The organism is Sphingobacterium paramultivorum, assembly GCF_014109745.1.
In the GTDB taxonomy this organism is placed as follows: domain Bacteria; phylum Bacteroidota; class Bacteroidia; order Sphingobacteriales; family Sphingobacteriaceae; genus Sphingobacterium; species Sphingobacterium paramultivorum.
The window spans coordinates 2,535,786-2,551,167 of the sequence record NZ_CP058555.1; the positions used below are offsets into that span (position 1 = coordinate 2,535,786).

At 41.8% G+C, this 15,382-nt stretch carries 6 protein-coding genes; 1 reads left to right on the forward strand and 5 read right to left on the reverse strand.

What is annotated here, in order from left to right:
- Positions 1-28 precede the first annotated feature (28 nt).
- From HS960_RS11070 to HS960_RS11080, 3 genes are all read right to left on the reverse strand, one after another.
- Positions 29-2,893, reverse strand: a complete 2,865-nt coding sequence (locus tag HS960_RS11070) for a glycoside hydrolase family 31 protein (RefSeq protein WP_228280285.1) — start codon at positions 2,891-2,893, stop codon at positions 29-31.
- 182 nt (positions 2,894-3,075) lie between these two features.
- Positions 3,076-7,086 carry a hybrid sensor histidine kinase/response regulator transcription factor gene (locus tag HS960_RS11075; protein WP_182332657.1) on the reverse strand — a complete coding sequence of 1,337 codons (4,011 nt, stop codon included), beginning with the start codon at positions 7,084-7,086 and terminating at the stop codon, positions 3,076-3,078.
- 543 nt (positions 7,087-7,629) lie between these two features.
- Positions 7,630-8,220: a YdeI/OmpD-associated family protein gene (locus tag HS960_RS11080; protein WP_153846931.1), complete on the reverse strand. Its 591-nt coding sequence runs from the start codon at positions 8,218-8,220 to the stop codon at positions 7,630-7,632.
- 884 nt (positions 8,221-9,104) lie between these two features.
- On the opposite strand from HS960_RS11080, the gene HS960_RS11085 reads away from it, so the two are divergent.
- The gene (locus HS960_RS11085; RefSeq protein ID WP_153846930.1) at positions 9,105-10,034 is read left to right on the forward strand and encodes a metallophosphoesterase; all 930 of its coding nucleotides are present in this window, start codon (positions 9,105-9,107) and stop codon (positions 10,032-10,034) included.
- A 110-nt stretch (positions 10,035-10,144) separates the two neighbouring features.
- On the opposite strand, the gene HS960_RS11090 is transcribed toward HS960_RS11085, so the two are convergent.
- Complete coding sequence (locus HS960_RS11090; RefSeq protein ID WP_153846929.1) at positions 10,145-11,914, reverse strand: RagB/SusD family nutrient uptake outer membrane protein; 1,770 nt, start codon at positions 11,912-11,914, stop codon at positions 10,145-10,147.
- Positions 11,915-11,925: 11 nt separating this feature from the next.
- Complete coding sequence (locus HS960_RS11095; protein ID WP_200845591.1) at positions 11,926-15,171, reverse strand: SusC/RagA family TonB-linked outer membrane protein; 3,246 nt, start codon at positions 15,169-15,171, stop codon at positions 11,926-11,928.
- Positions 15,172-15,382 lie beyond the last annotated feature (211 nt).

A 15,382-nucleotide genomic window follows, 5' to 3' on the forward strand; every position in this document is an offset into this window, starting at 1 on the left:
ATGTCTTGATTTATAAATTGGTTTTTTATTATTTTAATTTGACCTGCAAGGCTTTGCCTGTATAGGTTACCACTGTAGATTTTGCTGATGAAACATCCAGTCCGACGGCATTCCTGTCGCTGACAAAAATGATATTGAACTTTCTTTTGGTCAGCATGCCGTCGAAATCTCCCTGACGGCTGGCCAAAGACAGCGTCTGTGCAGAATTATCGTAGCTGAAATCAATGCGGCTATATTTCCCTTTTTCATAATTATAATTGCTCCCTTCGTCTTCATAGAGTGAAAACTGACCGTCTGCTCCGGCATAGATATAAAGATCCAGCACATCCGGCTTTTTCTCGTCCGTATACTGCATGACAGGTCCAATGGGCAATATTGCTCCGGCTCTGACATAAACAGGGATACGTTCGTATGGTGCTGCAATAAGCAGATCCTGCCCGCCTGCTACCATCTTGCCACTGTATAAATCATACCAGCTGGCTCCTTTTGGAAAGTGTATCTTGCGTGAGGTCGCTCCTTTTTCAGTGACTGGACTGATGAGCAAGGATGGTCCCCAAAGGTATTGGTCGTTGCTTTCGAATCCATCTTTGTCCTGCGGGAAATCCATGGCAAGTCCACGTATCATCGAATAGTCTTCAAAAAAAGTCTTCGCGGCAAGACTATAATTATAGGCCAGTAATTTATACCGTAGATTGATCGCATAGGTCATGCTTTTATAGGCCGGATGATCCACAGGAGCGATATTATACGGCTCGCGGTAGGGATATTGTCCATGCGCCCTGAACAAAGGCAAGAATGCCCCGTATTGGTACCAGCGGCTATTTAGCTCGCGCCACTCCTCCAAGTCCGCCGCATTAGGTTTGTGAAACCTATTTTCAACCAAAAAGCCACCCGCATCCATGGTCCAGTAAGGTGTCCCGGACATCGAGAAATTGATACCCCCGGCAATCTGATCTTTCATGTCATGCCATCTCGAAGCAATATCGCCGCTCCAGGCCGCCGCCGCATAGCGCTGCTGCCCTGCAAAAAAAGATCGCGTCAGAATAAATACCCGTTTGTTAGGATCTGTTTCACGCTGGCCCTCATAGATACCCTTGGCATTTTGCAAAGGGAACGCATTATAATAGCGAACAGATGACCCTATACTCGGCTGAAAAACCGATTTACGCTCATCCAGATCAATATTGGAGTGAATATCTGGTTCGCTGGCATCCATCCACCAGGCATCAATCCCAATTTTGAACAGGTTGTTGTCCAACAATTTCCAGAACCCGTCGCGTGCCGCTTTGTTGAAAGGATCATAAAATGTCGAGGTATAGCCCTTTCCGATCCAATCTTTTCTGCCATCATAAATATTTCGTGGATAGATCCATTTATTAGCCTTAAATTCTTGGTATACGGAAGACTCTTCATTGATTTTGGGCCAGGCCGAAATCATGATCTTAAAGTGCTGATCATGCAGCTTCTTCACCATGGCCTGAGGATCTGGGAAACGCTTTACATCAAATTTCTGGCTCCCCCAGTCATTTTCAGCCCAGTAAGACCAATCCTGCACAATATTGTCGATTGGAATCTTACGTTTGCGAAATTCAGCTGCGACCGCTTCAATTTCCGCTTGCGTCTTGTAGCGTTCTCTGCTCTGCCAAAATCCGAAGCTCCAAAGCGGCATAATCGGTGCCTTGCCGGACAAGTGGCGATAACCTGCAATGACCTCATCCATTGATGCGCCCTGAACAAAGTAATAATCAATGGCATCGCCGGCTTCCGAATTAAAGGAAAATACGTTTTTACGCGCTTCTGGGATTGGACTCTGCCAGTTTAAGGTAAAATAAGACTCCCCTCCATCTGGTATCCATTCCATTCGGATCTGGTGGATCTTATCTTTCTGGAGGTCTCTCTCAATCTCAAAGGTACCTGCATTCCAGGATTGCCGCCAGCGGTCGGCGACCTGCTCGCCATCAATCCAGACTTTCATATAACCCGAATATTTAAAATGCAGCACATGTTTGCCTATGTAGGGCGAAGAGAAACTTCCGGCATAGATGACTTTGCTTTCGGCCAGATTTACGCCCTTTGGAAACTTGTGCTGATCTGTTAGGTAGCCATAGTCAATGATCGATTCCGGCCGGGATAGATAAACCTCTTCGCCCTTGTTCCGATTTACATAGGTTGCTGTGAGCCACCCCGGTTCACCTTCTTTTGACTGTAGCTTAAAAGCATTTAAGGGCAATAATGGCCTCACGTCGCCCGCTTTTGTAATGGAGTAATTGTGCCATAAAATACCATAGTTATTGGTGGAAAGTAAAAAGGGAATTCCGATTTCTGTATTATATTGCAGCAGCGAAACCTGTTTTCCGCGGTTATAATTCATCACCGCATTCTGATGTTGGCCGAGTCCATAGATCCCTTCTTCCGCATTGACAATAAAGTCTTGGTTAATGTGATAAAATGCATCACCTTGATAACTATTGGCTAAGAAAGAACTGGAATTCCGCTTTGCTTCTTTAAAGATGGATTGCCCCTTAAGATCAAAAAATTCCACTTTACCATTCATCAAAGAAACCACTGCTTGCATATTGGCCGTCTGTACATTTACCGTCGAGTCGGTCGAGCTTACCGCGAGTGATTTTACTTGCCGGCGCAGTGAATCGACGATCACTAAGCTTGTTTGTCCCGGTAAGGCTGCGCCAGCCGGAACAGCTGTGACACGCACAATCTTGTCGGTCACGACATCCAAATAAATATCCTGATCAATGGAGGTCTCCGAATTTTTGAAGCTGACCTTAATACCAGAAGGCATTTTTTCATAATGAGCTTTATTGGCTTGGCTAAATCCCTGCTGCACGATTGCGAAGAGCATCAAACCACTTAAAGCGTACGTTAAGTTGCGCATTTAAATAAGATTTATTGGTTATTATATTCCCTTGGTTATTACGCGTCCTTTCCTATTGAAAGAACAGATCAAATATAGAATGCAACCGGTTGTATAAGGGGTATGTTTTGTTAACTTTTAGGGGTTATTTTGTTAACTTATGCGGGAATACTCGCGGGCAACACTATCGATAATCCACTTATTTACAAGCTTTTTCGATAAAAAGAAGGCAGGTTACCAAATGCAGATTTAAAATATTTGCTGAATTGTTTCGGATTTCCGAATCCAACTTCATAAGCGATTTCAGCCATCGATAATTTCGAGTTCTGAACCAGATGCATGGCACGCTTGAGCCGAATATGTCGGATGTATTCCATCGGTGAATAGCCTGTGATGGCAAGCACCTTTTTATAAAGCCCTACGCGGGTGAGGTTCATTCTTTTAGCTAGCAGTTCGACAGAAAGCGAAGAGTCACTGAGATCCTGTTCAATTTCCTTTACAAGCACACGGATAAACTGTTCATCAGCAGATACGATATCGGGCTGCGCCAGATTAACGTTGATCTGTTTTTTATACCGTTTTACCAACGTCTGCTGCTGATGGAGTATCTGTGCCAGTTTTGAACGCAGTAGACTGATATTAAAAGGTTTGTTGATATAATCTGTTGCACCTGCCTGTAAGGCCTCCAGTTCAATCTTCTGATTGACTACCGCAGTTACAATCAGCACAGGGATATGAACCAACTTAGCCTGGGCTTTTATAAAGCGGCAAAAATCCAGTCCGCTCTCTCCAGGCAGGCTGAGATCGGTGATGACAAGGTCGACCTGCTGCTTGCTTAGGATCAATTTTGCATCATTAATACCTTGTGCAGAGTGAATTAGGTAAACCGAACTCAGGGTTCGCTCCAAGTAATGAAGGAAGTCAATATCATCTTCCACCAATAAAATAGCGGGTTTATCCTGCTTACTGCTTTCGACGGGATCGGCACTCGCTACGGCCTTATTTATGGGCAACTGAACATTAAATGTCGTCCAGTGCGCATTGCTACTCAGCCTGATATTTCCACTCAAGAATTCGACATAGTCTTTGACAATAGAAAGCCCGATGCCTGTACCTTGATTCAGTTTTCCATTTGGCACATCCAGTTGTATGTAACGCTCAAAAACGCGGGCTTGTAAATTTTCGGGAATCGCTATACCCTGATTTTGAACTTCAATACACAGTATCTTTTCTGTTTCTTGTTCAGTGATTTCGGCATGGAATGCCACAATACCGGATACTGGGCTAAATTTGACCGCATTTGACATCAGATTGAAAATAATGCTTTCCAATTTGTTTTTGTCAAACCAGGACAGATATGTGTCTGGAGCGATATTGACCTGCAGCGAGATTTGATTGCTTTGAGCTATCCCGGCAAAGGCATCGAGCTGTTCGCGGATAAATCCCATGAGGTCCCCATATTCTTCGTTCAGTTCAAGTTCACTTTTCTCCAATTTTCTAAAGTCCAGCAGCTGGTTGACCAATTTAAGCAGACGGTCTGCATTCTTCTTGATCAAGTTTAGGTCGGCTTTTTTTTCTGGATGCTGTTCTTCATCCAGCAGCTGCTGTGCTGGAGTTAGAATCAAGCTGATCGGAGTCCTGAATTCATGGCTGATATTGGTAAAGAAACGTGTTTTCAACGCATCCAGCTCCTTTGCCTGTGCAGCTTGCTCTTGTGCGAGGTAAAGTTGATTACGCGTCCTGACACGCAGTTTTGTCAAATAAAAATAAGTCCATAGGACGACTAGTATCAAACCGGCATAAAAAAGAAAGGCCATTGTTGAGCGCCAAAACGGTGGCTGTATATCGATTGTCAAAAGTAGTACACCATCTGACCAGCTACTTGAATCGATAGCATGCCGAATATACAAGCTGTAGCTGCGGGTGTCCAGATTGGTAAAACTGGCCCGCATGGTTCCCGGTTCAAAATCAAACCATTCATCACTTAGACCAGCAAGCTGATATTGGTAGAGTCCATTATGTTGCTGTAGGTAGTCAAAGGTTGAGAACTCCAGCGAAATGGCATTGAGGTTGTACGGAAGCCTCAGTTCCTTAAGATTATTCAGGGCTTGATCGTAAATGACCCGGCCCGAAAATTCTTCACCTACGGCTACCCGCTTGTTGAATAAATAGAGATTGGACAAAAGCGGCAAGATCAGTTCACTTTCGCGGCTAATTTTCGCAGGATCAATAAAATTGAACCCCTTTGGCCCCCCAAAGACAAGTCTTCCGTCCCGCATTTTTAAAGCAGCGTTTTCATTGAATACATTCCCCTGAAGGCCCAATTCCTGCGTAAAATTGCGGATGATAAACTTCTCTGCCTGCCCTGTACCGACAATCGCCGACAGGCCTTTGTTTGTGGAAGCCCAAATATCACCTTGATCATCTACCAAGAGCGCCAGGATTGCATCGTCACTAAGCCCATCTTGCTGTGTAAGATAGCTTATTTTTGCACCATCAATTACATGCAGTCCCTCTTGTGTCGCTACCCAAATACGACCAGTTTTGTCCTCTTTGATATCATAAATTAAATCATTCATGAGTTTCATAGGCGAACTAGATGTATTGATATAAGTAATCTTGTCGTCGGGGGCCAACAATGCCAATCCTGTAGCTGTGCCGATCCAGAGACGTTTTTTTGAATCCTCAAATAAGACAGAGATATAATTGCTGTTGATGGTTTGGCCCTGCCGTGTATATGTTTTCGAAAACTGTTCTGTTTTTTTATCAAACAGGTACAGGCCGGTACTTAGTGTTCCTATCCAAAACCGATGTTGACTATCTTCATAGATCTCCCATACACTATCGTCGTTCAATTTCCCGGGAGCCGAGTCACGGTGGAAAACCTTAAAACTTTTGCCGTCAAATCGACACATACCACCTCGATAAGTTCCTATCCACAGCCTGTCTTCCGCATCCAGCAATAAGGAAACAATCACGTTACTGCTCAAACTATTCGGATCCTGAGGATCATGCAGGTATTGCGTAAAGGTTTTCTGACTGATATCATAATAGAGCAATCCCCCACCATTTGTCCCAATCCAGAGATTACCCTTTCGATCCTGTACAAACTTATTGACGTCGTCAAAGGGAAGTGATTTGGGAAGTCCAGGATAGTTCTTGACTAAGGAGAATAATAACAAGTTGGGATGATAATAACTGATGCCGCCTTTGTATGTTCCCGTCCAGATAATACCTGACTTATCCCGATATAAAGCCGTTATGCTATTATAAGGTAGGCTCCGTAAATCATATTTATCGTTACCGATGATTTGTACACTTTTTGTTTTTTTATCATAAACATTGATCCCACCATGGTCAGTTCCTAGCCAGAGGTGCCCTTTATCATCTTGCACGATATTGCCTACAAAAGGATTGGATAGTTCTTTTTGGAGATGTTGAATTGATCCATCTTTCGGGTCAAGCCAGTATACACCGATTGGAATATCCTTTGAGAAGATCCATATCGCCCCATCCTGATCGGCAAATAGATTATAATTTACCAGCTTATTGCTGATCGGCAATAAGCTAGTTTTGGTACTTCGCAGTGATTTCGTATCAATGTGACCCAGCAGGCCATTTTCGTAGATTACCCAGATCGTCTGCCCTTGCCCAGCTATCACATCGGCTATTCGGTTGTTTTTGGTCAACTGCGGTACAGTACGATAGGTTTTCTTTAGGCTATCGTACAAGATCAGCGAACGATCGCTATACAATAGTGCAAAGGTCTGCCCTTCCAGCTGTCTTATCGTATGTACGTCTTTAACGGGCAACTTTAAACGGGTGAGTATGGAATCAAGCTGCTGGACGATAATGCCTGAATGCTGATCATACACATTCATCCGGTTGCTGGTACGGATCCATATATTGCCTTCTGGTCCCTCAAAGATTGCGGAAATCGCATTTCCACTTAGGCCGGTACGTTTATTGGCGGAATAGCGAAAATTTGTAAATTGCGCCCCATCAAATCGGCTCAGGCCAGATTCGGTACCAAACCAGAGGTAATTGTACTTATCCCTGAGTGCGCAATTGACATGATTATGGACCAGACCCTGGTCAGAAGTTAAGGTTTTAAACGCATACGTATTGACCTGGCTCCAAACGGAAGATTGCCCTAAGAAAAGGAAAAGAAAGAGTTGGAGATACGCGTATAAAAAAGACTTAAGCTGCTGCATTGGTTATCATCTCCTCAATGATACAAAAATTGAGCAAATACAGCAAATCAAGTTGCTATTAATATAAGCTTTAACATGGTCTGTTGATCGTTTAATCATTCTACAGCACGCACTATCACCTCTTATCATATTCCCAATATAAAAAAAATGGCATTATTGAGACAGCTATTCTTTATCCGCTAACCAAGTTACCACATTGCGATCACGTTCGTAAGTTAAATCGGAATAATACCATTTTTACAGGGGATTAACAGGGGGTTAGCAAGGGTTTACCCCTGTTATACCCCTGTTAACCCCCTGTTATCCCCTTGTTAAACCCCTGCTAATAGTAGAACTGGTATAAATTAATTAATACGTTTTGTAGGAAAAATTGAAAATCAGTTTTACAATGAAGCGCTTACAAAAGATTGCTATTAAATAGCCATGAAAATAGCACTATTTAAACAGCCCTATCAGGCAATAGAATTGCTAAAACCAGATGTTTAGATCTGACTAAAAATTCTTTATTTACCACTCGAAATAGCAGTTCAAAATACTGGAAACTTACTGAAATTGCTTAGGCCTGTCTTTTTCAGCCGCCCTTGCCACGATCTCATCAATGCGTTTTTTGCGGGTATCTGGTCTTTTGGCGAGAACAATCCATTGCAACATCATTTTTTTGACGGATTTACTCAATCCAAGAAAATAATCTTTTGAACCAGTATAATGTTGAAATGCTTCATCCAAATCCTCGGGAATAATTAATTCTTCCACACTGTCCAAAATTGACCAAGAACCATTTTCTTGTGCAATTTTTATAACCTCATACCCCGCTGGAGTCATCAGATTCGCATCGATTAGTTTTTTAACTTTTTCTTTATTGATTTTAGACCAGGTACTATTTGGCTTTCTTCTACTAAATAGCTGCATAAATGAATAGGGATCAATCGGCCTCCTCGTGCTATCAATCCAGCCAAAACACAAAGCTTCATCCACAAGTTCTGTCCAGTTGACCACCGGTAAATTTGATTTTTTAGTATTACAGATCACCCAAATTGATTGTGCTATGTGATGATTGTTTTCAAGCCAAAATCGCCACTCTTCCTTTGTATTCAGGTAAATAGTGATTCTCTCCGCCGAATTCCGTTTGATCATTGATATAGTTTTTTAGTCCTTACTGGTATGGATAAAATTTGTCTATTGTGAAAATACGTTTTTTTTGAATACTAGTCATCCATGTTTTGCAGAACAACAACGACCAGCTTGTCCTATTGACAATATCAGCCGGCTGCTCTATTATCCATTTTTCCACACTTGCCAAATGATTATTTTTCGTAGGTGCCAAGTCGATAGCGTCGAATAGCGTAAAAAAAAACCATCAACAGCCAATAATGGTAATTTAAGTCAAGCTAATCCGGATTTTCTTTATCATACGTATTTATTTTTGCATTTCGTTTCAAATAATAAGTCCTTAAAAAAATTATGATCAACACAGAAGTTAATCCCGAGACCAGAAAAGACGAAAACTGGAAAATAGCTTCACCAAAAGCTTTACTGTCGCCAAAACACTGTACTGAGTTTCCCCATATATCAGTGCCCATAGCTCCCTCATAAATACATTTCCGACAAGCCCAATATTCGGGAAGTATAATTCCGAGATAAATTGGTAGCAAAATACCATAACAAGTAAGAAGAATAATTGTTATTGCACGAATCAATTTCATATTATCTATATACCTAAACCTTTTATTCGTTAAACACCACAATCGCCAATTTACAGTATTACAATAGCTAAAAAATCGATAGTTTATATGTGTTGGCAATTATTTATAATTCGTTAGCGATCCATCAATTTACACAAACGTTTGTCTATTCAATTTACTTGAATCTCTAATTTATTCTCAGTATACTCGTGATAACATTATAATCAATTACCCAGAACAGTGGTTCAAAAAATAGACTAAACAGACCGTAAAGCAACATTACCGGAATACGGACTAATATATTCTTATAGCAACATATTTTAAAACGCTAAAAAAATGAAACAGATTGGCTTAAAAATCAAACGGGAATGGAAGTTTCTTTCCATATTCGTCATCTGCTCTTTACCCAGCTTATTCAGCATGGCACAATCCAACACACCGGTTCTCCGTATCGGTATCATGGCCGATATGCAATACGCAGACAAAACAGACCACGGTAGCCGTTTCTACCACAATTCATTAATGAAGGTCGATACGGCTGTAGACTTCTTCAATCGCAATAAGGTCGATTTTTCATTGATTCTTGGCGATCTTGTCGACGAAGGTCCAAAAGATCTTCCAGTACTGTTAGAACATCTCTCCCCATTAAAAAAAACGACTTATTGTCTACTTGGAAACCACGACTATGTCAACGTATCCAAACCAGATCTTTTGCACACTACTTTTGGGATGCCAGCTAAATACTACGCATTTACAAAAGGAAAATGGCGATTTGTTTTCTTAAATACGAATGCGCTCAGTGAATATGCCACAACGCCCAATTCAGCAGACCAACGTGAATGGAAAACCTTGGTGGATAGCCTACAGGCAGGCGGAAGGAAAAATACGCAACCCTGGAATGGCGGAGTTGACCGTAAACAACTCGAATGGTTACAAAACGAACTTGCCCAAGCGCGGAAAAACAAAGAGCATGTGATCGTATTGACACATCATCCTTTATTGCCAGAAAACGGCTATGAAACACTCAATAACCGGGCGGTTCTTGATATACTATACCAATTCCCCGAAGTTAAGCTGGTACTTTCCGGTCATAATCATAAAGGCAATTATGTAATGGCAAATAATATTCCTTTTGTAACCATGGAAGGTATGATCGAAACAGCTACCAGCAACGCCTATGGACTTTTGGAACTCTATCCGAAAGAAATCAAAATCAAAGGCCAAGGTAGACTCAGTTCAAGAGTTTTTAAATTATCATCCAAATAGGGCTCAATCGGGTGATTAATAAACTCACCATAAATGAGATTTAAATAAAACACCCGCAACAGCTAAAGCCGTTGCGGGTGTTTTTTATTGAATGGGTTTAGACAAAAATACTATTCCATGGTTGGATTAAATGTTCCGCCCCAATCTTTATTCTGCTTGATATTTGGGTTCTTGTCAATGACCGACTGCGCGACGGGAAAGAAATAATAGGTATCGGGTACCAAATTCACTTTGTTTCCTGTGCTTGGCACCTGCAAGACGCTATATTTGAACTGATTTTCCTTCAATGTATATGTTTTGGCCAATGCATTGGCATCATCCAGATTCATCTCGGTTCCATTTGAATTTATTGCTATCGCTTCAACTCCATGTTTGGTTGTATTGTTCAGTATATTGAGCTTACGTAACCTTCTTAAATCCCAAAAACGATGTCCCTCAAAACAGAACTCAATATTACGCTCTGCCAAAATAGCTTCACGCATTTGTTCCTTCGTGGTCGCCGTTATGCCATATTTATTGTCTGCGCCCGGCTCGATTCCCGCTCTTTTCCTAATTTGCGTAACCAGGTCTAAGGCTGTCGCAAAATCTCCTGTTTCATTTGCCGTTTCAGCATAATTCAATAGGACCTCGGCATAGCGCATCAACACAAAGTCGACATCATACTGAGTTTCCACTTCGGTTTGCTTTAATGACAGTTTGGAATTTTTTAAGATAAAAAACCCGCTATATCGATCCAAATTGGACGATGGAGTTTTTGCCTTCGGGTTAATGCCAAAGTCATCTAAAGCCGGAGCAATACCGACAGAAGTGTATTGTCTTTTGCCGGTCTTGCCGGAAACTTCATAGATTTTGGCATTCCACACAATAGACTTGTCAAAACGCGGATCGCGGTTTTCCCAATAGGATTGTAAAAATTGATCTTCTGTCTTATGGTATTTACCCGCTTGATCGGAATATAACTTTCCATCTTTCATTGGAAAAGCTTTTACAAATTCCCAGGATGGAACGGAACCTGCCGGCCCCCTACTTTCGGATCCCGGACGTACACCATTATCCCAATTGGCAACTTTATTTGGATAGGTATTAATCACAGCAAAAACAACCTCTGGACCCTTTTCTACCAGCGCAATGTTGGAATAATCTGAAGTCAAACTATAGCCATCCGCCTTAAGCTGATCATAAGCTAATTTATTTGCGGTATTGGCCTCCTGCCAATAGGCATTTCCATAAGGATTGGAAGGGTTAAACTGTGGAGAAGCTTTATATAGCAATACCTTTGCTTTAAAAGCGGCTGCAAAATCACCATCAATTTTCCCATAATCTGCCGTTCCTTTGGCAATTGTTTTTGGCAATTGTGAAATAGCCTGATCCAGATCTTTAACGATCAGATCAAAACATTCTTTTGTCGAATTGCGGGGCACATTAAGATCATCATTTTTTAGGTCTTGCGGTACAGTAATATAAGGAACACCGCCGTGAATCCTGACCATGTTAAAATACATAAAGGCACGCATAAACAACGCTTGGCCAATCACCGTTTTTTTAAAATCATCTTTTAACGAACTACTTTCATTGACTTTCTGTATGGCTGTATTGATTTTCCGGATGGTTGTATAATCCCATGATTTGTAAGAACCATTGTTGACGGTAACCGCATCCAATGGAAAAGCGATCCCGATTAGTTGTTCCGAATTTCCGTCCGCACCAGAATTCCAGTTACCAAATAGTGGATATAAATTGGCAAGATAGCCGTTCACTAGATTTGGATCAGCCCATACCTTAGCTTCATCCAGCGAATTGAGGTCCTCAATGTCCAATACATTTTTACAGGAGGACATGCACAAGGCCAATGCAATTAAAGGATAATATATTTTTTTCATCTTTTTTTCATTTAAAATTTAACATCAAGTCCAAACGTAAAGGTTTTCATGACTGGATAAGAATCATACAGCTTTTGTTCGGGATCGTGAAACTCTTTCATTGGCGAAAAAACAAACAAATTGGTCCCGTTAAAAAACAGATTGACATCTTTCACACGCAGTTTCTCTGTCATGCTTTTCGGCAATCGATAAGAAACATTAATGTCACGTAAGCGCAAATAGGCTCCATTTCTTATCCAGAATGACGAAGGGGCTGCACCGGATTCGGCCCAGCCAGAGTATCCTGTTGGCCGCGGATATTTGGCGTCGGTATTATCCGGTGTCCAGACATCGGAAGCCCAAATTGGATAATATGGACGGAAAGTATCGCCGTGCTGGCGCATTCCGCCGCCTTCTTGATTACTGATCATGCGATCATAAGCAAGAACTCCCTGAAATAAGGCCGAGACATAAAAGCCCTTCCAGCTCGCATTGAATCCAAACCCATAATTGATGCGCGGAGAATTATTGTCCGACAATAACTGCAAATCGTTATCATCAATTTTCCCATCCGGACCACCGGAGTAGTTCGCTCCCTGAATATCTTTATATAAGATCATCCCAGGAAAAGGATCCCTTCCGTAGGTCTTAAATCCTTTTGCTTTCAACGCATCAGCTTCCGCCTGTGTCCTAACCAAACCAAGGGATTCTAAGCCGATAATTCTATTCTCAGGTCGTCCAATTCTGGAGCGAAAGTTCTGCGGTTGGCCCGATGCATAAGAAGGTTCTTCGTCAATGATGTCCCAACGGTCTTTGGCATACCCCAGATTGGCATTGAGACCATAAGCCACTTCACCAACCCTGTCATTCCAGTTAAAAGAAATCTCGCCGCCTTTATAACTTCTCGCCGCATAATTTTCGGGAGCAAGTGCACGACCGTAATTGTCAGGGACTTTCAACGATCTTGGACCAAGAATATTGGTTTCCTTGCGTGAAAACAGATCAAGGCTACCGGTCAGCTTATTATTAACAAATCCAAAATCTAAACCCAGGTTGACACTCTTAGAAGTTGTCCAGGTTAGATTTTGTGTTGGGGTTGCACCATACGCAATACCATTATAATAGCGGTCACCAAACATATAGCCGCCCGAGGTGGTATACTTTTCTAAATAACCAAATTGCCCGATTCGATTGGCATTGACATCCAAATCATTACCCGTTGTACCATAAGAAGCTCTGAACTTCAAATCCGATATTGTATTTTTTAAATCCGTAAAGAAGTTTTCGTCCGATACACGCCAGGCTGCTGATACTGAAGGAAAAAATCCCCACCGCTTATCCGTCGGAAATAATGGTGAACCATCGTAACGAAAAGAAAACTCCGCAATATATTTATCCGCATAATTGTAGTTGGCACGCCCGATGATACCACGTCTCGAATCGATCGTTTCATTGGCAGTTGTCGACCTAAAGTTGCGATCTGTAGGATAAATAAACATTTGATCTAGGGCTGTAATTGGATTTTCTGCCCTTGAAGTGACATAAGTCCCTCCTTTTTTGGACTGTTCATAAACCAATGTTCCGTCTACGGAATGTTTACCAAACTTGCGGTTATAGTTTAAAAACCAGTTTACCTGATATTCCCACAATCGCTGTGGGCTGTAATCCATGAAAGGCTGGCTCTGACTAAAAGTAAAAATATTAATATTAGCTTCTGATGGCGGAGCTGGTATAAAGCGGTTGTCATTCGGATTTAAAGAGGTAAAGGTATAGTTCTTTTGAAAACTCATATAACGCTTGCGCATATAGTCTTGAGCAATGTAACTTCCTACAACTTTTGTCGAAAGGCCCTGTACCAATTTATCCAGCTTCAAGTTTAGGGTCATAATAGGATTGACCTGCCGCACTTTACGGTCTATATAGCGATCCCCGATGACCTGATCGATCACATTCCACGCCTGCCAGCTTCCCATAGGCGTCTGTACAGGATAAGCCGTTGGTGTATTGCTCGGTGTTCCGTCTGCATTCAGGTAAAACGGATACATCTTTGGCCAGTTGAATGTAACGCGGTAGAAATCGGATACATCAAAATCATCATCATTCGAAGATGTGCTGAATGGCCAAAAAAAGCGCTTCGAATTCGTCTGGTTGGCTGAAATATTAAAATCCATGCTGAAATCTTCGGTAATCTGCGCGGAGATATTGCTCCTTAGATTAAATTTCTCATGATCCAAAGATTTATAAGATCCATTTTCTTTACGGTAGCTCAGCAAGCTATAATAAGTAATTTTGTCGCCACCCCCATTAACCGATATCGATTGTCGATGTGTAAACGGATTGCGCCAGATAACGTCATTGGCATTGTAATTTTTGTCCTTGAAATAATCAAACTCTTTTTGTCCATTTGGGATGGAAAGACCACGAAATTCGGCAACCCGGTTTTGATAGGTGAGTTCATCTTTCGCAGTCGTTAAATTAGCAAGGAGCTCCTGTGTTGGCGTATTGAAAGTATAATTACTTTGTACATTAAAAACAGGTGCTTGCGCTGTTCCTTTTTTTGTCGTAACCACCACTACACCATTACCGGCCCGGGTGCCATACACTGCGGCTGTGGCAGCATCTTTTAAGAAGGTCATTTGGTCAACCTCGTTCGCTTCAAGCACATCAAATGCAGCTTTATCGCGAACCACGCCATCAATTACATAGAGCGGTTCGGCAAAACTCCCCCGTATACGCAAGCTCGACGATGCTCCGGCCATCCCCGAAGTATTGGTGACATTGACACCCGCGGCTCTACCGGCAAGTGAATTGGAAAGATTTGAACTGGGGATGTTTTTTAACTGTTCTGCATTGACGGTAGCAACCGAACCGGTGATATTCCCTTTCCGCTGCTTACCATAGCCAATGATTACGACCTCTTCAAGTGCCTGATCACTCGAAACCATAACTACGTTCACGTTACCTTCGGAAATCGCTACTTCCTGTTTTGTAAACCCTTGGTAGTTCACGACCAAAACATCACCACGCTTTGCGCGAATAGAAAAAACACCTTGTTGATTGGAGGACGCTTGAACGGATGTTCCTTTGACAGTGATGGTAGCACCGGCTAATGCCTGACCTTTCTCATCTTTGATGATCCCTGTAACCTGATCTTGATCGACAATAGCATTGATCGGATCCAGATTCAGCGCGTAAGAATCAGGCTGACTAAACAGCAGGCAGAGCCCCAAAAGGCTAATGGGTCTCGCCTTTCCATGAAGAAAAAAATTTCTCATCATAATTACAAATTGGTTTAAAATAATAAAGAACCGTGGGGTTCAACTTTGGTTTATTGACTTTGCATGCCTCTCTTTTTATAAAAAACAGCAAAAGTGGATTAGATTGTCTATTAAATTTAAAAAACAAAATCTTATTAACGAAACTAATATGATTTTTTAATCTAAAATTCACAGAAACGTTACATGCTTAAAATAGGGAATGGAAATGCCT